Consider the following 21133-nt stretch of genomic DNA (forward strand, 5'->3'; position numbering starts at 1 on the left):
ATTAGACAAGCCTGGCGCCGAATTGCAAATACACTCCGCAAACCTGCTGACATAACCGTGTAGGAGCTGCCGCAGGCTGCGATCTTTTGATCTTGCTTTTGTTTATAAAAACCAAAATCAAAAGATCGCAGCCTGCGGCAGCTCCTACAGGGTTTGGTGTCGGCTTGGGGGAAACATGCCGAATTTCAGGCAAAAAAAAGCTGCCCAAAGAGGCAGCAAATACTTTAAGAACACGCGATGTATTGGGTGCAGGATAGACGCCGGATAATGACAGTGTCATGACAGCCAACCCTTCACTGAAGCGCCCCTGCCCCGTCATCAGGATGTCATCAACCGCACCGCAAAATCCTCGCAAACCGTCTTGAGCCTTCGACGAACGCTTTGCAGGGATTCCCATGAAACAAGACGCCTCGCTGTTTGCCGCCATCGACCTGGGTTCGAATGCGTTTCGCCTGATGATCGGCCAGTCGGTACGCAGTCGACAGGGCTTGATGATTCAGGAGGTCAAAACCCTGCGTGAGCCGGTGCGACTGGCCGAAGGTTTCGAAGGCGGTGCTCTGGACGCGCTGGCGCTGGATCGGGGCTGGCAGGCGCTGGCGCGGTTCGGCAAGAAACTGCGCGGATTCGAGGCCGGCAAAGTGCGGGCCGTGGCAACCAGCGCGGTACGCGAGGCCGACAATGCGCAGCTGTTTCTGCACAGCGCCGAACGTCATCTGGGGTTTCGCATCGATGTCATTTCCGGCCATGAAGAGGCGCAACTGGTCTATGCCGGCGTCGCCCATTCCCTGCCGGATGCAGAAGACATGCGGCTGGTGGTCGACATCGGTGGTGGTTCCACCGAGCTGATTCTCGGCCAGGGGTCGCAGCCGCTGCTCACCGAAAGCATCGCCATCGGCAGCGGCACCCTGGGCGCACGCTATTTCCCTGACGGGCGCATCGCGCCCGGTGCGCTGCAGGAAGCCGAACGCGTGGCGATCCTGCAATTCGAGAAAGTCGCCCGTCGCTATCGCGCACAGGGCTGGCAGCAGACCATTGGCTCGTCCGGCACGGCGCGGATGCTGGCGAAAGTGCTCAAGGCCAATCGCCTGAACGACTTCGGCCAGGATGGCATTACCTATGGTGGGTTGTTGCGCTTGTCGCTGTTGCTGCTGAAGGTGAAGAACGTTCAGCAGTTGAAGCTGGCAGGTTTGCAGCCGCATCGCCAGAGCATTTTGCCCGGCGGATTGGTATTGATGCTGGCGGCGTTCAAGGCATTCGGGATTTCGCAGATGGCGCCGTCGGAACCGGGTTTGCGCCTGGGTGTGCTGCATGGATTGATGAGCCGGCACTGATACCCTACACACTCAAGTGTGGGAGCGGGCTTGCCCGCGAAGGCGGCGTGTCAGTCGAGAATTATTCAGCTGACACTCCGCTTTCGCGAGCAAGCTCGCTCCCACAGGGTTTGGTGGGTGTCTGCTCAGGCCAGTTCTTTGCGCAGTTGCCGGGCAGCGGCAACCATATGCACCAGCGCCGCCTCAGTCTCCGGCCAGCCACGGGTTTTCAAGCCGCAATCCGGGTTGACCCACAACCGCTCGGCCGGAATCCGCTGCGCTGCCTTGCGCAGCAAATTGGCCATCTCCGAAGCATCGGGAACGCGTGGCGAGTGGATGTCGTAGACACCCGGGCCGATCTCGTTCGGATAGGCGAAGGCTTCGAAGGCGTCGAGCAACTCCATGTCCGAACGCGAGGTTTCGATGGTGATCACGTCGGCATCCATCGCAGCGATGGACTCGATCACATCGTTGAATTCGCTGTAGCACATGTGGGTATGAATCTGGGTCTCGTCACGCACCCCCGAGGCGCACAGGCGGAACACTTCAGTGGCCCAGTCCAGATAATGCTGCCACTGCGCGCGGCGTAGCGGCAGACCTTCGCGGAAGGCGGCTTCGTCGATCTGCACGATCTTGATTCCGGCGGCTTCCAGATCCACCACTTCGTCACGGATCGCCAGCGCCAGTTGCCGCGCCTGCACCTCACGGGACACGTCTTCACGGGGGAACGACCACATCAGCATGGTCACCGGGCCGGTCAGCATACCTTTCATGACCTTGCCGGTGAGGCCCTGAGCATAGCGGATCCAGTCCACGGTCATGGCTTGCGGACGGCTCAGATCACCGAAGATCACTGCCGGTTTCACACAACGTGAACCGTAGCTCTGCACCCAGCCAAAACGGCTGAACACGTAGCCGTCGAGTTGCTCGGCGAAGTACTCCACCATGTCGTTGCGCTCGGCTTCTCCGTGCACCAGTACATCGAGGCCCAGTTGCTCCTGGATCTCCACAGCGTGACGAATTTCGCTGTACATGGCTTCGGTGTATTCGGCTTCGCTGAGCTTGCCTTGCTTGAACGACTGACGCGCCAGACGAATCGAGGCGGTCTGCGGAAACGAACCGATGGTGGTGGTCGGGAACAGCGGCAGGTCGAGGCCGGCGCGCTGCTTGGCGATGCGCTGGGTAAACGGCGATTGGCGCTGGCTGTCCTGCGCTGTTATGGCCGCCACACGGGCCTGCACCGCCGGTTTGTGAATACGTGGCGAGGCGGCGCGACTGGTCTGTACCGAGCGGCTTTGGGTCAAGGCGCGGAGCACTTTTGGTGACTCAGGCTCGTTGACGGCCTGCGCTAGCACGGCGACTTCTTCACACTTCTGCACGGCAAACGCCAGCCAGCTTTTCAGCTCGGCATCGAGCTGGTCTTCGCGACTCAGGTCCACCGGACTGTGCAGCAGCGAGCAGGACGGCGCGACCCACAGCCGATCACCCAATCGCTCATGCGCATGTTGCAAAGTCGCCAGCGCATGTTCCAGATCGCAGCGCCAGACATTACGGCCATTGACCAGGCCCAGCGACAACACTTTGTAGGCCGGCAGGCGATCAAGAATGGTCGGGTACTGTTCCGCTGCACGCACAAGATCGATGTGCAACCCATCGACCGGCAGATTGGCGGCCAGGCCGAGGTTTTCTTCCAGACCACCGAAGTAAGTGGCGAGCAGCTTTTTCAACGGATCGCGCTGGATCTGGTTGTACGCACGCTCGAAGGCGTTCTTCCATTCCTGCGGCAGGTCGAGCACCAGAATCGGCTCGTCGATCTGCACCCATTCCACACCGAGTGCGGCGAGGCGCGCGAAGATCTGCCCGTACAGCGGCAGCAGGCGGTCGAGCAATTCCAGCTTGTCGAATGCGGCGCCTTTGGCCTTGCCCAGCCACAGATAAGTCAGCGGACCGATGATCACCGGTTTGACGTTATGGCCGAGGGCACGTGCCTCTTCGACTTCTTCGAACAACTGTTCCCAACCGAGCTGGAACTGTTGATCGGCGCTGAATTCCGGGACCAGATAGTGGTAGTTGGTGTCGAACCACTTGGTCATTTCCTGAGCGTGTGCACCGCCGCAGCAGCTGTCGCTGACACCACGGGCCATGCCGAACAGGGTCTGCAGCGTGGCTTTGCCGTCGTGCGGACGGAAACGCTCGGGGATCACCCCGAACATCAGCGAGTGAGTCAGCACCTGGTCGTACCAGGCGAAATCGCCCACCGGCAGCAGCTCGATGCCGGCGTTTTTCTGCAGGTCCCAGTGGGCCTTGCGCAGTTCACGACCCACTTCACGCAGGCCGGCCTCGTTCAGCTCTCCTTTCCAGAACGCCTCTTGCGCTTTTTTCAGTTCGCGGTCGCGACCGATGCGCGGAAATCCGAGGGAATGGGCCAGTGCCATGACAAACAACTCCAATGTCTTGTTGATGGCGGCCATTGTCGGGATCAGGCACTGGTGAGACAAACTCATTTTAATCTTGATGATCACAAGTTTCCCTCATGATCGAATGTCACCTGTATGCCCGCTGAAAACATGTTTTGCCCTGCAAGATATTCATCCGCGAATCAAGCTGGCGAGCGCGGTCACGACGCCCTTTGAATACTCAATGGCGCCTTGATGTAAACCCTCTGAAACCGCGCCGTTGCAGGCTTCGATTCTGTTCTATGGTTAGATCGAAATGGCAGTATCTGCGGCTGACTAATGGTTGCGACAGATCCTGTCTGCGCCTATGTTGCACGCGAGCTTTTCCCCGCGAATGGAACGCGATCAACACCACTACAAGAGGTGAAGAAATGTCAAAGGATTCACGCCCTGCCGTACTTGGGCTGATCGGCAACACGCCGCTGGTACAAGTTACCCGCTTCGATACCGGCCTCTGCACACTGTTTCTCAAACTGGAATCACAAAACCCCGGCGGCTCGATCAAGGACCGCATCGGTCTGGCGATGATCGACGCCGCTGAACGCGATGGGCGCCTGCAACCAGGTGGCACCATTGTCGAGGCCACCGCCGGCAATACCGGTCTGGGTCTGGCACTGGTCGGCCGGGCCAAGGGCTACCGCGTGGTGCTGGTGGTGCCGGACAAGATGTCCACCGAGAAAGTCCTGCACTTGAAAGCCATGGGCGCCGAAGTGCACATCACCCGCTCGGACGTCGGCAAGGGCCACCCCGAGTATTACCAGGACGTCGCCGCCCGCCTGGCGAAAGACATTCCCGGCGCGTTCTTCGCCGACCAGTTCAACAACCCTGCCAACCCGCTGGCACACGAGTGCAGCACCGCACCGGAGATCTGGGCGCAGACCGAACATGATCTGGACGCGATCGTGGTCGGCGTCGGTTCCGCCGGCACCCTGACCGGGCTGAGTCGCTTCTTCAAACGCGTACAGCCGGATCTGGAAATGGTCCTCGCCGATCCGGTGGGTTCGGTGATGGCGCAATACAGCCGCGACGGCACGATGCCGACGCCCGGTTCGTGGGCGGTGGAAGGCATCGGCGAAGACTTCATTCCGTCGATCACCGACCTCAGCAGCGTGCGCCACGCTTACTCGATCAGCGACGAAGAAAGCTTCGATCATGCCCGTCAGTTGCTCAAGGCCGAAGGCATTCTCGGGGGTTCGTCCACCGGCACCTTGCTGGCTGCCGCGCTGCGTTATTGCCGCGAACAGACCGAGCCCAAACGCGTGGTCAGCTTCGTCTGCGACACCGGCACGCGCTATCTGTCGAAGGTCTACAACGACCAGTGGATGACCGATCAGGGCCTGTTGCAGCGCAAACGCTATGGCGACCTGCGCGATCTGATCGCCCGACGTTTCGAAGACGGCCGCGTGATCAGCGTCGGCCCCGACGACACCCTGCTGACCGCGTTCCAGCGCATGCGTCTGGCGGATGTCTCACAACTGCCGGTGCTGGTTGAAGGCAAACAACTGGTCGGCGTGATCGACGAATCCGACATCTTGCTCGCGGTGCACGAAGACGCCGCGCGCTTCAGTCAATCGGTGTCCAGCGTGATGACCGACAAACTGCAAACCCTCGCACCTGGCGCCCATCTCACCGAGCTGGAAGCGGTGCTCAGTCGCGGCCTCGTGGCGATCATTGCCGACGCTTCGGGCTTCCACGGTCTGATTACCCGCACCGACATGCTCAACCAATTACGGAGATCCCTCGCATGAGTCAGCACGACGATAAATCCCAAGGCTTCGCGACCCGGGTGATCCACGCCGGGCAAACGCCTGACCCGACCACCGGTGCGCTGATGCCGCCGATCTACGCCAACTCGACGTACCTGCAGGACAGCCCCGGCGTGCACAAGGGCTTTGACTACGGGCGCTCGCACAACCCGACGCGTTTTGCGCTGGAACGCTGCGTGGCGGATCTGGAAGGTGGTACCCGCGCGTTCGCTTTCGCGTCCGGGCTGGCGACGATTTCCACCGTGCTTGAACTGATCGATGCCGGTTCGCACGTGATCTCCGGCAATGACCTGTACGGTGGCACATTCCGCCTGTTCGACAAGGTACGCCAGCGCAGTGCCGGACACCGTTTCAGCTACGTCGATCTGACTGACCTGGCGGCGTTCGAAGCGGCGCTGCAGGACGACACGCGCCTGGTGATTGTCGAGTCGCCGACCAACCCGCTACTGAGCCTGTCGGATCTGGCCGCGATTGCACGGATCTGCCGCGCACGCGGGATCATCAGCGTTGCCGACAACACCTTCGCCAGCCCGTATATCCAGCGCCCGCTGGAGCTGGGTTTCGACATCGTGCTGCACTCGACCACCAAGTACCTGAACGGTCACTCCGACGTGATCGGTGGTATCGCAGTAGTCGGCCAGAATGCCGAACTGGCGGACAAACTCGGCTTCCTGCAGAACGCAGTTGGCGCGATTTCCGGGCCGTTCGATGCATTCCTGACCCTGCGCGGGGTGAAAACCCTGGCGCTGCGCATGGAACGTCATTGCAGCAACGCGCTGGAACTGGCCAAGTGGCTGGAGCAGCAACCACAGGTCAAGCGTGTCTACTACCCGGGCCTGCCGTCGCACCCGCAGCATGAATTGGCCAAGCGGCAGATGCATGGTTTCGGCGGAATGATCTCGGTTGATCTGAACAGTGATCTGGAGGGCGCCCGACGCTTTCTGGAAAACGTGAAGATCTTTGCGCTGGCCGAAAGCCTGGGCGGCGTGGAAAGCCTGATCGAGCACCCGGCGATCATGACCCACGCCACCATTCCAGCTGAAACCCGCGCCAAACTGGGCATCGGCGATGGCTTGGTGCGTCTGTCGGTGGGGGTCGAAGACCTCGAAGACCTGCGCGCCGATCTGGCGTACGCGCTGACGAAAATCTGATCCTGCAACAACGACAAAGCCCGCAGTGATGCGGGCTTTGGTTATTCGAGTAGGCGGCCAGTGCTGGTCTCTGGCTTACAAGGTTTATCGGGCCTCTCACAGTACAAAAGCAACCATGGAAAAAGAACGGTGCTTTGCTGCCTCACACGGCATAAGGGCTGGATCTCAGCGCGGAGATCTTTCTAACCGTGTACCCTTCGGAACGCGCCCCACGTCCCCTTGCTATCCGCTTGCGCATCAGTCTGCGTCTTCGCCTACACCTTTGAGGCTAGCAAACGCCATCGGCTGATGGGTGAGTGTTTTTAGACTGATTTCCTTTCTGCGCCCCTTTGCAAGGAAGCGAAAAGACTATCGGCTTCACGGCTCACTAGCACATTTGTGCTAATCGACCGCCCCGCCCCCCGGCGCTATATTCCCTCGCAACCCCCGATGTTCCCCAACATTGCCACTGTGCAGTGCGCGGGATCGTTGTGCCTGGAAATCAGAACAACACCAAGGAAGAAGCACCATGAAACTGCATTCCAATCTGTGCAAAGTGGCCATTGTCGGCGCCCTGATGCTGGGCGCCAGCGGTTGCCAGACTGCCAAACCCACCGAAGCCAGCATGAAAGAACGGGCCCAGACCGTCATCGGCAAACCGGTGTCGAAAATCGACAACATCCGCAGCGACAGCACCCTCACCTACTACACCGCGTATACCTCGGCCGGCGAGTACAACTGTGAGTTGCCCAGCGGCGCGATTATCGCGGTGGCGAGCATGGGCATCATGACTCCGCCGCTGTCTTGCCTGCCCAAAGGCGCCTCACCGATCCCCGTTCAGTAATTGATTTCTCCGGTAAAGGACGACGTCCATCATGAAAACCCTGATCGCTACTCTCACCCTCACCGCCCTCGCCCTGACCGGCTGCGCCACGCCCAAACAGTGGGAAGCCACCGGCGGCAGCAAGAACGACGGCGTGGTTCAGGTCTCCTACGAACTGGGCCAGTTCGAAAGCGGCCAGACCAGCGCCGCGCAAGGTTTGACTGTGGCGATGGAGCGCTGCAAGACCTGGGGTTACAAGAACGCCGAGGTGACCGGTTCCGAGAAGAACATCTGCCGCACCATGGGCCAGTTCAACTGCCTGCAAACCACCATCACTCAGGACTACCTCTGCAAGCGTTGAGTCAAACCTGCTCGGCCGGCTCGGTTTGCCGGTCGCGCAGGCTGCGCAAGGTCGCGCGCAGCTCGGCCGGGCGTACCGGTTTGGACAGGATGGCAATTTGGCGGTCGTGCAAGGCCGCCTGTATTTTCTCGATGTCATGCCCGGTGATGATCATCGCCGGCACCGCAAAACCACGCTGGCGCCGCACCTCGTCAATGCACTCGATGCCCGTGGAATGTGGACCCAGATCGTAATCGGCGACGATGATGTCGCAATCGGTGACCAGCCCCTGCCCGCTCAATTCGCCTTGCACCACGCAGCCCCAGCGCTCGAGCAGCGCCGAGGTCGCCAGCAAGACGTTGCGATCATCCTCCACCAGACACACCTTCAGCCCGGTCAACAGGCCGGCCTGCCGCACATCGTCACGCATGACCGGCAACTGCGGCGCCACGGCCACCGGCAAGCCATACAGGGAGACCGCCGTGCCGCGCCCAAGCTGCGAGCGCAAGGCCACATCGACGCCGATCAACTGCCCCAGACGCTTGACGATCGACAGCCCGAGGCCGACGCCTTCCACGTCCTTGTCGCGCACCTGACGCACTCGATAAAACTCCTCGAAGACCTTCGGCAGATGCTCCTCGGCAATGCCGTTGCCACGGTCATAAATCACGATGGCCAGCCCGGTGCCACGCTTGCGCACGCCGATCAGTACCGGGCGTTGCGCGCCGTATTTGAAGCAATTGGAAAGCACGTTCTGCACCATGGTCGCGAGCAACGCCGGATCGCTCTGTGCCCAGTGCTGGCACGGGCGCAGGCGCAATTCCACACCGGCCCAGCGTGCCGCCTCGGCGTTCTGGCGGATCAGGTCGGCCAGCCACTCGCCCAGATTGAACACCTGCAACCTGGGCAGGACGCGCCCGTTGTCGAGGGTGTAGAGGTCAAGAATCGAACGGAACAACTGCGAGACGTTGAGCAGCGACCGGTCAATGTTGTCGACCAGTTGCCGCTCCTGCTCGCCCAGCCGCGATTCACGCAGGCACGCCGTGAACAGACCGATGGAGTGAATCGGCTGGCGCAGATCGTGGCTGGCCTGGGCGAGAAACCGCGACTTTTCCAGATTGGCTGCGACGGCTTCTTCAGAGGCCTTGCGCGTGCGCTCCAGCAGCAAGTGCGCGTAGAACGGAATCACCGTGCTGGTGAGCATCAACATCAGCACCATGTACGGTTGCGCCTGCCACACCGGCGTCAACCGATAGACTGCCAGCAGCGCAAGCAACGCCAACCCCGTGGCAATCGCCAGATAGCGCGAGCCATAGCGCATACCGTTGCCCAGGTTGACCCAGATGATCACCGCGTACAGCGGCAACGCCGCTTCACCGCCGAGCACCAGGCCGAAACAGGTGCCGGTGTAATCGTGGACCATGCCGAAAATCCGCCGCGCCGGGTAATGCCCGGGCCAGCGCGCAATGGCCTGGCGCAAGCCAATCGACGCCAGCAGAAACAGCGCGATGTAGACCACCACCGGCAGATAGGTAGCGAAGCGTTGACCCGGCAACACGCCGAGCACGCCAATGTAAACCATGGCAATGCTGGCGATGATGATGCGCAGATTGGCCTGATCCAGCTCGGTGTTTTTTTCGAACTTCATGGGCAACGTCCTTGTGCGACAGTCGTCAGAATCAGCACCGGCCAGCAGGCAATCCGCGTCTGCGGTGCTAAGGTGCATGCCGTAAACCACGCCTGATCCAGGGAGGGTCACGCCATGACCGGCCGAATCATCATAGCCGACGATCACCCGATGTTTCGCGAAGCCATGCGGCGCACCGTGCAGCGCCTGCTGCCCGAGGCGACTATCGAGGAGGCCGGCGATCTCGACGCCGTGCTGGCCTTGCTGCCCGCCGGCAACGAGCCGGACACGCTGATTCTCGACCTGCGTTTCCCCGGCCTGACCTGCATCAGCCAACTCGCCGAGCTGCGCCAAAAACTGCCACGCACCACATTGATCGTAGTGTCGATGGTCGACGACGAGACATTGATCGGTGAGGTGATGGCGGCCGGCATCGACGGCTTCATCGGCAAGAACATCGCCCCGGATGAGATCGGCCAGGCGATTCTGGCGATCCGCGAAGGCGAAGTGTTGGTCAGGTTCGCCCCTTCCGGGTTGCTGCCACTGGAGACCGGCACCGCCCTCACCCCGCGTCAACAGGATGTGTTGCGGTTGATCGCCCAAGGCAAGACCAACAAGGAAATCGCCCGGGAGCTGGATATTTCGCCATTCACCGTGCGCATCCACGTGTCGTCGTTGTTGCGCACGCTCAATGTGCCGTCGCGGGCAGCCGCTGCGGTGAAGTATTCGGGAGGCAGTGGCGCAATTTAAATGAACCCTGCGGGCTTGGGCTCACCTAACTGAAAGACCATCAGGAGGTAGCCCATGCAAATTGAACCCGTCTGGATCGTACTCGCCGTCGTTCTTGTGATCATTGAACTGTGGGCGATCAACAGGGTGCGCAAGAGCGCAGGCAAAGGCAGCAATAAAGGCGTGTGGATTATCGCCATCGTGTTCCTGCCCTTGTTTGGCCTGATTGCCTGGGCACTGGCCGGCCCGAAACACGTTACGCAGGATTGATACAACAAAAACCCCTGTAGGAGCTGCCGCAGGCTGCGATCTTTTAACTTTCAAANAAAATCAAAAGATCGCAGCCTGCGGCAGCTCCAGGGAATGCAGCGTTTACGGATCAACCTGCGCCATCAACTCCGGCACCGATTCCGGCCGTTTCGCGTAACGCTGCGCCAACACTGCACAGACCATTAATTGAATCTGATGGAACAGCATCAGCGGCAGGATCAACACGCCAATCGTGCTGCCGGCAAACAACACCTGCGCCATCGGCACGCCTGTGGCCAGACTCTTCTTCGAACCGCAGAACAGAATGGTGATACGGTCTTCCTGGCTGAAACCGAACGCCTTGCCCAGCAAGGTCGACGCCAGCAACACCAGCGCCAGCAGGATGCAGCAGACCACCACCAGCCCCAACAGATCGACCAGCGGAATCTGGTGCCAGATACCTTCGTTGACCGCCTCGCTGAACGCGCCGTACACCACCAGCAGAATCGAACCCTGATCGACAAACTTCAGCCAGTTTTTGTTGCGGCCGACCCACGCACCGATCCAGCGGCGAGCGATCTGCCCGGCAATGAACGGCAGCAGCAGTTGCACGCTGATCTTCAGAATCGCATCGACGGTCGAACCGCCGTCACCTTGCACGTTCAGCAGCAGCGTCACCAGCAACGGCGTGAGGAAGATCCCGAACAGGCTCGATGCCGCCGCACTGCAGATCGCCGCCGGAATATTGCCCCGGGCCAGCGAAGTGAAAGCAATCGCCGACTGCACGGTGGCCGGCAACGCACAAAGGTAGAGCATGCCCATGTACAGCTTGTCGCCGATCAGCGGTGACAGCAGCGGTTTCAATGCCAGACCGAGGAGCGGGAACAGCACAAAGGTCAGGCCGAACACCAACAGGTGCAGGCGCCAGTGGCCGGCACCGGCGATGATCGACTCACGCGAGAGCTTGGCGCCATGCAGGAAAAACAGCAGCGCGATGGCGATGTTGGTCAGCCAGCCGAACCCGACCGCGACCTGACCGCTGGCCGGCAGGAAACTGGCCAGCAGCACGACGCCGATCAGGGTCAGGGTGAAGTTGTCGGGCAGGAATCTTGGTCGGGTCATGGGTCTGTTCATCCGGGGGTTGCCAGTACGTGACTGCGACTCTAACGTGAGCAGAAATTACCGACTAACGCCGAAGAGCCAACAGATGCCGCCTAAAGGACACGAGAAAAGCTTCCGGCGCAGCATTCCCGGGCTGCCGAGCCTGCCGCGTGCGCTGTACGGGCGCACCGAATCGCTGCCCAATCGCGCGCTGACCCGACGTCACAGTCACCCGTGGGTGCAATTGTCGTACGCGATTCAGGGCGTGCTTGAGGTGCAGACCAGCGTCGGGCGTTTCGTCGCGCCGCCAGAGCGTGCGGTGTGGATTCCGGCGGGCGTGCCGCACCGAGTGTTCAGCTCGCCGCACACCGAAATGCGTAGCCTGTATATCGATTGCAGCGTGGCCGGCTGGGCGCTTGAGCGCTGTCATGTGCTGGGCGTCAGCGACCTGCTGCGCGAGCTGATTCGCGCCTTCAGTTTGGTCCCGGTGGAATACGACGAGAGTGGCGCGCATGGCCGGTTGGCCCAGGTGATCCTCGATCAACTGGCCGAGGCGCCGCAGATCGACCTGATGCTGCCACTGCCGCAGGACAGCCGTCTGCGGCAGATCTATCAAAGTCTGGAGCAACATCCGGAACAGCAGACCACACTGAACCATTGGAGCGAAAAATTCGGTGTCACCGAGAAAACCCTCAGCCGACTGTTTTTACGCGACACCGGCCTGACCTTCCGCGCCTGGCGTCAGCGCTTGCGTCTGTTGGGCGCGCTGACCCCGCTGGAACGCGGCGAACGGGTCACCGACGTGGCGCTGGCCTGCGGTTATGACTCGACCTCTGCGTTCATCGCAGCCTTCCGCCAACAGTTTGGCGAGACACCGGGGGAATTTTTTCGCTGAGTTTTGTCGATATTTATCGAATTAGCACATGCCATTCGGCAAAGTTCAGGGTAGAGTTTCGCCCATACGAAATTCTTCACGCATTTCGACGATAACCCTAATGACCCAACCCTTTAGCGAACCTGTCGGCGGTAACAGCATGATCGAAGTCACTGAAGTCTCCATTGCTCAATTACGCGCGGCGCTAGAAGCCGGCCAAACCACCGCGGTTGAACTGGTGCAGGCCTATCTGGCCCGGATCGACGCCTACGACGGCCCGCACACCGCCACCGCACTGAATGCCGTGGTGGTGCGCAACCCTGAAGCGCTGACCGAAGCCCAGGCATCCGATGCGCGCCGGGCCAAGGGCGAAACCCTCGGCCCGCTCGACGGCATCCCTTACACCGCCAAGGACAGCTATCTGGTCAAGGGTCTGACCGCCGCCTCCGGCAGCCCGGCCTTCGCCGATCTGGTGGCGCATCGCGACGCCTTCACCATCGAACGCCTGCGCGCCGCCGGGGCGATCTGCCTGGGCAAGACCAACATGCCGCCGATGGCCAATGGCGGCATGCAGCGTGGCGTCTATGGCCGGGCCGAGAGCCCGTACAACGCCGCCTACCTGACCGCGCCGTTTGCCTCTGGCTCGTCCAACGGCGCCGGCACCGCCACCGCCGCGAGTTTCTCGGCCTTCGGCCTGGCGGAAGAAACCTGGTCGAGCGGTCGCGGCCCGGCGTCGAACAACGGTTTGTGCGCCTACACGCCGTCGCGCGGGGTGATCTCGGTACGCGGTAACTGGCCGCTGACGCCGACCATGGACGTGGTGGTGCCGTACGCACGGACCATGGCCGATCTGCTTGAAGTGCTCGACGTGGTCGTCGCGGAAGACCCCGACACCCGTGGCGACCTGTGGCGCCTGCAGCCGTGGGTGCCGATCCCGAGCGTCGCCTCGGTGCGCCCGGCGTCCTACGCCGAACTGGCGGTGAAGTCCGATGCGCTGGCTGGCAAACGCCTCGGTGTGCCGAAGATGTACATCAATGCCGACCCTGAAGCCGGCACCAGCGAAACGCCGGGCATCGGCGGCCCGACCGGGCAACGCATCAACACCCGCCCTTCGGTGATCGACCTGTGGAAACAGGCCCGCGCGGCTCTGGAAGCGGCCGGCGCCGAAGTCATCGAAGTGGATTTCCCGTTGGTCTCCAACTGCGAAGGCGACCGTCCGGGCGCGCCGACCGTGTTCAATCGCGGCATCGTCTCAAAGGAGTTCCTGCACCACGAACTGTGGGACCTGTCGGCCTGGGCCTTCGACGATTTCCTGCGCGCCAACGGCGATCCGAAGCTCAACCGTCTGGCCGATGTCGACGGGCCGAAGATCTTCCCGCACGACCCGGGCACCCTGCCCAACCGTGAGGGCGACCTGGCCGCCGGCATGGACGAATACGTGCGCATGGCCGAGCGCGGCATCACCCCGTGGGATCAGATTCCGACTCTGCCGGACGGCCTGCGCGGCCTGGAAAAGACCCGCAAGCTCGATCTGGAAGACTGGATGGACACACTGAAACTCGACGCGGTGCTGTTCCCGACCAACGCCGACGTCGGCCCGGCAGATGCCGATATCAATCCGGAATCGGCGGACATCGCCTGGAGCAACGGCATCTGGGTCGCCAACGGCAACCTGGCGATCCGTCACCTCGGCGTGCCGACCGTCACTGTGCCAATGGGGATCATGGCCGACATCGGTATGCCGGTCGGCCTGACCTTCGCCGGTCGCGCCTACGATGACTCGAACCTGCTGCGCCTGGCCTCGGCGTTCGAGGCGACCGGCTCCAAGCGTCAGGTGCCGCCGCGCACTCCGGCGCTGACTGCCGGCAAGTAACAAGGAGGGTTGGATTGAGGCTCGAAAGGGTCTCAATCCGCTCTCGGCTGCAATGGCCTGTCGCTCATCTCTGCGTCAATACCCCTTCAACATACCCTCCCGTGCCTGACAACTGACAGTTCTGACAGTAGCGGTCGAACAGGACCGCGAGTAACGTTCTCGCTCGATGGACTTTCCATTTAGAAAATCCGCGAAATCGCTAATCACTAAAGGAACGCAGACCATGAGCAATGCCAATCTATTTAAACAACTTGGCGTCGATGAAAACTTGAAGCCATTACCTATCAAAGTAAAACAACAGCCGCTTGACAAATACTACAAGGCGACATTCACCCCTGATTTTCCGCCCATTCCGAGGTTCGAGCCGAACGTGTTTATTTATGCTTCCCTGACCGACGAATCAGTCAGTGCCATTGGGCGATATCATACACAAGACGATTTCTACCAAATAGCCATTATCTTTGGTCGCAAACTCCAAAGCGGCACATATCCGATTAAGAAAGGTGAAGGAAGCCATGTACTTGCCAGCGTCATTTCCACTGGAGGGTGGCTTCATGGTGGCAACGGCGAAATCAAACTTCTGCGAGACAACATAAAAGAATCAATATTCGCAGATTTTAATTTTGAAATAGAGTCCGGCGAAAAATCCTACAAAGTAAAGGGCACATTAGAACTACTGGCGACGGGCCCTCTTTAAAACTTTCAGCAATAGGAAAGCTGGTTGCAAACACACATCAATGCCAAACGGGTAAGTGCCTGCCCGCAGTGTTTGGCAGCTCCAACTTTTAAATTAATTCACTTGAAAATATCTCTCGCAGTCACGCATCAATGCCGCTTGCCATTGCAAAGACGCCTGCTGCAAAAAAACGCCAGACACTTCGTTTTTATCGAACTTTATCTCAGGAATATACGATTTTTCCTTGGCACTCACTCCTCGCTAGCATGTCCCGGTCTATCTCCAACGACATAAAGCCAGGGAGCCCGCCATGCCAACTGACAATATCAACATTGGCGAACCATGGATGTGGGGCGCGTTTATCGTCTTCGTTCTCGCCATGCTTGCACTGGACCTGTTCGTCTTCGGCGGACGCAAGGCGCACCGTGTTTCAGTGCGGGAAGCGTCCTGTTGGGTGATCGCCTGGTGCGCGCTGGCGATGGCTTTTGCCGGGTGGCTCTGGTGGTATCTGCACGGCGAGTTCGGCGCCGACATCGCCCAGCGCAAGACGCTGGAATTCCTCACTGGTTATCTGATCGAGCAGTCACTGTCGATCGACAACATGTTCGTCTTCGTGATGATCTTCAGCTACTTCGCGGTGCCGCCGGAATTGCAACGCCGGGTGCTGCTGTATGGCGTGCTCGGGGCGATCGTGATGCGCGCGGCGATGATCTTTGCCGGGGTGTGGCTGGTGTCGCAGTTCGAGTGGCTGCTGTATGCCTTCGGGGTGTTCCTGATCATCACCGGGATCAAGATGCTGATGTTCGCCGAGCAGCAACCGGATCTCGACAAAAACCCGCTACTGCGCTGGGTGCGCGGGCACATGCGAATCACGCAGGGCTTTCACGGCGAACGCTTTTTCGTGCTGCAGAACGGCGTACGCTGGGCAACGCCGATGTTTCTGGTACTGGTGCTGATCGAGGCCAGCGACCTGATGTTTGCGGTCGATAGCATCCCGGCGATTTTCGCAGTCACCACCGATCCGTTCATTGTGTTCACCTCGAACATCTTCGCGATCATGGGTCTGCGGGCATTGTATTTCCTGCTGGCAGACATGGCCGACCGCTTTCATCTGCTCAAGTACGGACTGGCGATCGTGCTGGTGTTCATCGGCGGCAAGATGACGCTGATGCCGTGGTTTCACATGCCGGTGGAATGGTCGCTGGCGGTGGTCGGTGGGGTGATTCTGGGATCAGTGGTGTTGAGCCTGATCGTCACCCGCAAGGAAGACCAAACTCAATCCCTGTAGGCGCTGCCGCAGGCTGCGATCTTTTGATTTTGCTTCCTGAAAAACAAGATCAAAAGATCGCAGCCTTCGGCAGCTCCTACAGGAGAGGAGGCGGTTACTTGTCGGACTTGATGCTGGTCCACACCCGGGTGCGTACGCGTTCGAGTTTTTGCGGCAGGGGCTGGACGACGTAGAGGGTTTTCAGGGCTTCAGGCGTTGGCGTCAGGTTCGGGTTGGCGGTGATGTCTTTGTTCACCAGCGGCATCGAGTCCTTGTTCACGTTCGGGTAGCCGAGGAAGTCGCTGATCGGCGCAATGACTTTTGGATCGAGCAAAGTGTTGAGGAATTCGTGGGCCTCTTCGACATTCTTCGCGCTCTTCGGAATGGCGAACGTGTCGAACCAGATCGGCGCACCCTCCTTCGGCAAACGCCAGTCAACCACCACACCGTTGCCCGCCTCTTTCGCACGGTTGCCGAACTGATAGAAGCTGCCGGAGTAACCGATGGCCACGCAGATGTCGCCGTTGGCAATGTCGGTCATGTACTTGGCCGAGTTGAAGTAGGTCACGTACGGGCGAATCTTCAGCATCAGATCCTTGGCCTTTTCATAGTCGGCCGGGTTCTGGCTGTTCGGATCGAGACCGAGGTAATGCAGGGCCAGCGGCAGAATTTCCGACGGCGAATCGAGCATCGCCACGCCGCAGGATTTGAGCTTCTCCATGTTCTCCGGTTTGAACACCAGATCCCAGCTGTCGACCGGCGCGTTGTCGCCGAGCGCGGCCTTGACCTTGGCCGGGTTGAAACCGATCAGTACCGTGCCGTACATGTAGGGCACGCCGTACTGGTTGCCAGGGTCGTTGGCATCCAGCAACTTGAGCAGCGCCGGATCCTGGTGACTCCAGTTCGGCAGTTTCGACTTGTCGAGTTTCTGGAACACCCCGGCCTTGATCTGGGTGTCGATGAACTGGTTCGACGGCACCACCAGATCGTAGCCGGAGTTGCCGGTGAGCAACTTGGCTTCCAGCGATTCATTGGTGTCGAAGGTGTCCCAGGTCACTTTGATGCCGGTCTTTGCGGCGAAATCCTTGGGCACCGACGGCAGGATGTAATCCGCCCAGTTGTAGACCCGCAGCTCGCGCTGCTCGGCGTGTACCGCGCTGGCCAGCAGCGTCAGCCCACACACGGTGGCACCCAAAATGCGTTTCATCGTGACCATGGTTGTTTCCCCGGAATGCGACGTGAGATCGATGGTTTTTATGTTCTGCACACGGCAGCGGCTGTAAAAGTAGCCAAGGGCAAGCAAAGTCCAGCGTTTTGTTGTGGCTTTGATTCTTGCCGACCGCGGGGTCGCGGCACAGTGGGTGATGGGCCAAAAGGGGATCGAAATGGCCAATTTGAATGACCACTGGAATGCGGAAGCTGGACGGGGGATCACTTGTGGTGAGGGGATTTATCCCCGATGGGACGCGAAGCGGCCCCCTTTAAATCTCAAAGGGGGCCGCACTCGCTGATTTCACGACTGCTTCGCAGCCGATCGGGGATAAATCCCCTCGCCACGTTGCTTCTGCGTCTGCCCGCGTGTGGCGAGGCAGTAATACAACGGCACCGTCACCACCAGGCCGAACAGCCACGACAGATCTGCACCGTCGACCAGATTGGCGTACGGCCCGACGTACAGCGACGTATTGGCGAACGGCAGTTGCACAATGATCCCGATGAAATAGGCAATGATCGCGTGCAGATTGAAGCGCCCGTAAATGCCGCCGTCCGCGCGGAAAATCGAGCTGATGTCATAGCTGCCGCGCTTGATCAGGTAGAAGTCGATCAGATTGATCGACGCCCACGGCACCAGCACCAGCAGCAACGCCAGAATCAGCCCGATGAACTGCGAAATGAAATTCGCCGAGGCACCCAGCGCTACCACGCAGCAAGCCGCCAGCACCATGCTCGACAACGTTACACGCACCTTGATGCTCGGCGTCCACTGGCTGGCGAAGGTCTGGATCGAGGTGATGATCGACAGCACCGCGCCGTACAGATTCAGCGCGTTGTGGCTGATGATGTTGAGCAGGAACAACACCATCAGTATCGGCCCCAGCCAACCGGTCGACTGCTTGACCGCCGCCATCGCCTCGGTGCCTTCCGGCGTCGCCAGCACCGCCACGGCGCCGAAGCTGAACGACAGAATCGTCCCCAGCGTCGCCCCCAGATAAGTGGCCCAGAACGGTTTGGCGATACCGATATCCGCCGGTAGGTAACGCGAATAGTCGGACACGTACGGCGAGAAGCTGATCTGCCAGATGATCCCCAGCGACACCGTCGCCAGCCAGCCCGACAGGTTGAAGCTGCCGCGCGTCAGGAAGTCTGCAGGCAAGTCGTGGGCGAAGATGTAGAGGAAACCGGCGAGCAGTGCGCTGCCCATCACCCAGGTGCCGATGCGGTTGAGTGTGTGAATGAAGTTGTAGCCGATCACGCCAATTGCGGTGGCCGCCAGTGCACCGATCAGAATGCTCAACGGCGCCGGTACCGACGGCGCAATGCCGACAATCGATTTACCGGCAAGCACGATGTTGGAAATGAAGAAGCCGATGTAGATCAGCGCTGCAAAAAACACGATCAACAATGCGCCGTAACGCCCGAACTGACCGCGACTCTGGACCATTTGCGGAATGCCCATGCGCGGGCCTTGCGCCGACGCCAGAGCGATCACTACCCCGCCGATCAAGTGCCCCAGCGCAATCGCCAGCAGCCCCCAGAGCAAATCGAGATGAAACACCTGAACCACCATGGCGCCGGTGACGATGGGCAGTGGCGCAATGTTGGTGCTGAACCATAAGGTGAAAAGGTCGCGGGCCTTCCCGTGGCGTTCCGCGAGTGGGACGTAGTCGACCGTGTGATTCTCGATCAACGGATCTTGCCGGGACATCTGGGACATATGCATGAACTCGAGTTTGTCTGTTCTTATCGTTGTATGAAGCCAAACCGGGGGGACTCTACGGCCGCCCCTCAGATGCAGACCATATTATGGTATTCCAAACATTTCACAAGACTGATCCGTAGTTTACGACGCTATCTGATGCGCCATCCTCATTGATCCTGCGGCCTGCAGGCCAGCCAAAAGCCCAATAAACGCTGAGTTTCCGACGAAAGCACCACGTTTATCGGTTCAGCAGAAAAGGGCTTGCAAAGCACAAATACTGGTATACCATCAGACCAACAAATACATAAAAATCGCGTCACAACACCCGAGGACCGTCCAATGATCGATGCTGCCATCTACAAACAAGTCATGGGCTCGTTTCCGTCCGGCGTCACTGTCATCACCACGCTGGACGATGACGGCCAGATCGTCGGCCTCACTGCCAGCGCCTTCAGCTCACTGTCGATGGACCCGGCCCTGGTGCTGTTCTGCCCCAACTACAGTTCCGACTCCTATCCTGTGCTGATCAAGAACAAGCGCTTCGCGATCCACGTTCTGTCAGGCGGCCAACAGAGCGAAGCCTACGCCTTCGCCCGTAAAGGCAAGGACAAAGCGCAAGGCATCGAGTGGACATTGAGCGAGTTGGGCAACCCGATCCTGGCCAACGCGACGGCTATCATCGAGTGTGAGTTGTGGCGCGAATACGAAGGCGGTGATCACGCGATCATGGTCGGCGCGGTGAAGAACCTGATCGTCCCGGAGCAGCACACCGGGCCGCTGGTGTATTGCCACGGCAAGATGGGCGCCCTGCCCGTTCTGGCCTGATCAAGATTTCAGCCCTCCCACACAGCTTTGTAGCCTCAACAATAAAAGATCCGAGGAAGCGTCATGAAATTTTCCCTGTTCATCCACATGGAACGCTGGGACGAAAGCGTCAGCCACCGCCAACTGTTCGAAGACCTGACCGAACTGACCCTGATGGCCGAGGCCGGCGGTTTCAGCACCGTGTGGATCGGCGAACACCACGCGATGGAATACACCATCTCGCCGAGCCCGATGCCGCTGCTGGCCTACCTCGCCGCCAAAACCACCACCATTCACCTCGGCGCCGGCACCATCATCGCGCCGTTCTGGCACCCGCTGCGGGTGGCCGGTGAATGCGCCCTGCTCGACGTCATCAGCAACGGGCGCATGGAAGTCGGCCTGGCGCGCGGCGCCTATCAGGTCGAATTCGATCGCATGGCGGGCGGCATGCCCGCCTCCAGCGGCGGCCAGGCCCTGCGCGAAATGGTCCCGGTGGTCCGCGCCCTGTGGCAAGGCGACTACGCCCACGACGGCGACATCTGGAAATTCCCGACCTCGACCAGCGTGCCGAAGCCGATTCAGAAGCCCAACCCACCGATGTGGATCGCCGCCCGCGACCCGGATTCGCACAACTTCGCCGTGGCCAACGGCTGCAACGTGATGGTCACGCCACTGATGAAGGGCGACGAAGAAGTCGTCGACCTGAAGAACAAGTTCAAGACCGCCCTGGACAACAACCCCGACGTCCCGCGTCCGCAACTGATGGTGCTGCGCCACACCCACGTGCACTCGGCGGACGATCCGGACGGCTGGAAAGTCGGCGCCAAAGCCATCTCACGGTTCTATCGCACCTTCGATGCGTGGTTCGGCAACAAGGAAGTACCGGTCAACGGTTTCCTCGCCCCTAGCCCGGAAGAGAAGTTTGCCGGGCGTCCAGAGTTTGAGCTGGAGAGTTTGCACAAGACAGCGATGATCGGTACGCCGGAAGAGATCATTCCGCGGATCAAGTATTACCAGGAACTGGGGGTGGATGAGTTCAGTTTCTGGTGTGACAACAGCTTGCCGCATGCGGAGAAGAAGAAGTCGTTGGCGTTGTTCATCAAGCATGTGGTGCCGGCGTTTCGCTAAGGACCCTACAGGTTGAAACCGAACAAACAAACGCTCCAACGCTGTGTCGGGGCGTTTGCA

19 protein-coding genes are annotated in these 21133 nt (G+C 60.1%); 13 read left to right on the plus strand and 6 right to left on the minus strand.

The window, feature by feature from the left end; all coding sequences use genetic code 11:
• Position 1: 1 nt before the first annotated feature.
• Entirely contained in the window at positions 2-397 is a 396-nt protein-coding gene (locus ACTJKS_RS12610; protein WP_262949578.1) for a hypothetical protein, read from the minus strand.
• Here ACTJKS_RS12610 and ACTJKS_RS12615 point away from each other — a divergent pair.
• The gene (locus ACTJKS_RS12615; RefSeq protein WP_262949579.1) at positions 396-1331 is read left to right on the plus strand and encodes a Ppx/GppA family phosphatase; all 936 of its coding nucleotides are present in this window, start codon (positions 396-398) and stop codon (positions 1329-1331) included. The two genes, ACTJKS_RS12610 and ACTJKS_RS12615, sit on opposite strands and share 2 nt — an antisense overlap.
• Before the next feature lie 125 nt (positions 1332-1456).
• Here ACTJKS_RS12615 and metE read toward each other — a convergent pair whose 3' ends face one another.
• Positions 1457-3745, minus strand: coding sequence for a 5-methyltetrahydropteroyltriglutamate--homocysteine S-methyltransferase (gene metE, locus ACTJKS_RS12620; RefSeq protein ID WP_262949582.1), 2289 nt, complete (start codon positions 3743-3745; stop codon positions 1457-1459).
• A gap of 392 nt (positions 3746-4137) precedes the next feature.
• Between metE and ACTJKS_RS12625 the strand changes: the two genes are divergently transcribed.
• From ACTJKS_RS12625 to yecR, 4 genes are all read left to right on the plus strand, one after another.
• Positions 4138-5514, plus strand: a complete 1377-nt coding sequence (locus tag ACTJKS_RS12625; RefSeq protein ID WP_108182454.1) for a pyridoxal-phosphate dependent enzyme — start codon at positions 4138-4140, stop codon at positions 5512-5514.
• Positions 5511-6683 (plus strand): cystathionine gamma-synthase, encoded by a 1173-nt coding sequence (locus ACTJKS_RS12630; RefSeq protein ID WP_041062583.1) that lies wholly within the window; start codon positions 5511-5513, stop codon positions 6681-6683. Before ACTJKS_RS12625 ends, ACTJKS_RS12630 begins: the two co-directional genes overlap by 4 nt.
• A 508-nt stretch (positions 6684-7191) precedes the next feature.
• Entirely contained in the window at positions 7192-7506 is a 315-nt protein-coding gene (locus ACTJKS_RS12635) for a hypothetical protein (RefSeq protein ID WP_041062586.1), read from the plus strand.
• A gap of 31 nt (positions 7507-7537) precedes the next feature.
• On the plus strand, positions 7538-7846 hold the full coding sequence (yecR, locus tag ACTJKS_RS12640; protein ID WP_145596960.1) for a YecR family lipoprotein: 309 nt from the start codon (positions 7538-7540) through the stop codon (positions 7844-7846).
• Between the two features lies 1 nt (position 7847).
• On the opposite strand, the gene ACTJKS_RS12645 is transcribed toward yecR, so the two are convergent.
• Entirely contained in the window at positions 7848-9473 is a 1626-nt protein-coding gene (locus ACTJKS_RS12645; protein WP_108182453.1) for an ATP-binding response regulator, read from the minus strand.
• Between the two features lie 114 nt (positions 9474-9587).
• Between ACTJKS_RS12645 and ACTJKS_RS12650 the strand changes: the two genes are divergently transcribed.
• The gene (locus tag ACTJKS_RS12650) at positions 9588-10202 is read left to right on the plus strand and encodes a LuxR C-terminal-related transcriptional regulator (RefSeq protein WP_198760170.1); all 615 of its coding nucleotides are present in this window, start codon (positions 9588-9590) and stop codon (positions 10200-10202) included.
• A gap of 54 nt (positions 10203-10256) precedes the next feature.
• Positions 10257-10451 carry a PLDc N-terminal domain-containing protein gene (locus tag ACTJKS_RS12655; RefSeq protein WP_041062599.1) on the plus strand — a complete coding sequence of 65 codons (195 nt, stop codon included), beginning with the start codon at positions 10257-10259 and terminating at the stop codon, positions 10449-10451.
• Positions 10452-10553: 102 nt separating this feature from the next.
• Here the strand turns inward: ACTJKS_RS12655 and ACTJKS_RS12660 are convergent, their stop codons facing one another.
• Positions 10554-11552, minus strand: a complete 999-nt coding sequence (locus ACTJKS_RS12660; protein WP_108182451.1) for a bile acid:sodium symporter family protein — start codon at positions 11550-11552, stop codon at positions 10554-10556.
• Positions 11553-11637: 85 nt separating this feature from the next.
• Here ACTJKS_RS12660 and ACTJKS_RS12665 point away from each other — a divergent pair, with 85 nt between their 5' ends.
• From ACTJKS_RS12665 to ACTJKS_RS12680, 4 genes are all read left to right on the plus strand, one after another.
• Positions 11638-12426, plus strand: coding sequence for an AraC family transcriptional regulator (locus tag ACTJKS_RS12665; protein WP_108182450.1), 789 nt, complete (start codon positions 11638-11640; stop codon positions 12424-12426).
• Between the two features lie 139 nt (positions 12427-12565).
• Positions 12566-14278: an amidase gene (locus ACTJKS_RS12670; RefSeq protein WP_262948847.1), complete on the plus strand. Its 1713-nt coding sequence runs from the start codon at positions 12566-12568 to the stop codon at positions 14276-14278.
• Between the two features lie 223 nt (positions 14279-14501).
• Positions 14502-14975 carry a hypothetical protein gene (locus ACTJKS_RS12675; protein WP_108182449.1) on the plus strand — a complete coding sequence of 158 codons (474 nt, stop codon included), beginning with the start codon at positions 14502-14504 and terminating at the stop codon, positions 14973-14975.
• 289 nt (positions 14976-15264) lie between these two features.
• Positions 15265-16242, plus strand: a complete 978-nt coding sequence (locus ACTJKS_RS12680; protein WP_262948840.1) for a TerC family protein — start codon at positions 15265-15267, stop codon at positions 16240-16242.
• 94 nt (positions 16243-16336) lie between these two features.
• Here the strand turns inward: ACTJKS_RS12680 and ACTJKS_RS12685 are convergent, their stop codons facing one another.
• Both ACTJKS_RS12685 and ACTJKS_RS12690 read right to left on the minus strand, forming a co-directional pair.
• On the minus strand, positions 16337-17437 hold the full coding sequence (locus ACTJKS_RS12685) for a polyamine ABC transporter substrate-binding protein (RefSeq protein ID WP_007960451.1): 1101 nt from the start codon (positions 17435-17437) through the stop codon (positions 16337-16339).
• A gap of 297 nt (positions 17438-17734) precedes the next feature.
• Positions 17735-19156 carry a purine-cytosine permease family protein gene (locus tag ACTJKS_RS12690; RefSeq protein ID WP_262948838.1) on the minus strand — a complete coding sequence of 474 codons (1422 nt, stop codon included), beginning with the start codon at positions 19154-19156 and terminating at the stop codon, positions 17735-17737.
• 324 nt (positions 19157-19480) lie between these two features.
• Between ACTJKS_RS12690 and ACTJKS_RS12695 the strand changes: the two genes are divergently transcribed.
• Both ACTJKS_RS12695 and ACTJKS_RS12700 read left to right on the plus strand, forming a co-directional pair.
• Positions 19481-19966 carry a flavin reductase family protein gene (locus tag ACTJKS_RS12695; protein WP_003225754.1) on the plus strand — a complete coding sequence of 162 codons (486 nt, stop codon included), beginning with the start codon at positions 19481-19483 and terminating at the stop codon, positions 19964-19966.
• A gap of 63 nt (positions 19967-20029) precedes the next feature.
• On the plus strand, positions 20030-21073 hold the full coding sequence (locus ACTJKS_RS12700) for an LLM class flavin-dependent oxidoreductase (RefSeq protein WP_262948836.1): 1044 nt from the start codon (positions 20030-20032) through the stop codon (positions 21071-21073).
• Positions 21074-21133: the final 60 nt, after the last annotated feature.

The organism is Pseudomonas sp. 22189, assembly GCF_052045635.1.
Lineage (GTDB): Bacteria > Pseudomonadota > Gammaproteobacteria > Pseudomonadales > Pseudomonadaceae > Aquipseudomonas > Aquipseudomonas parakoreensis.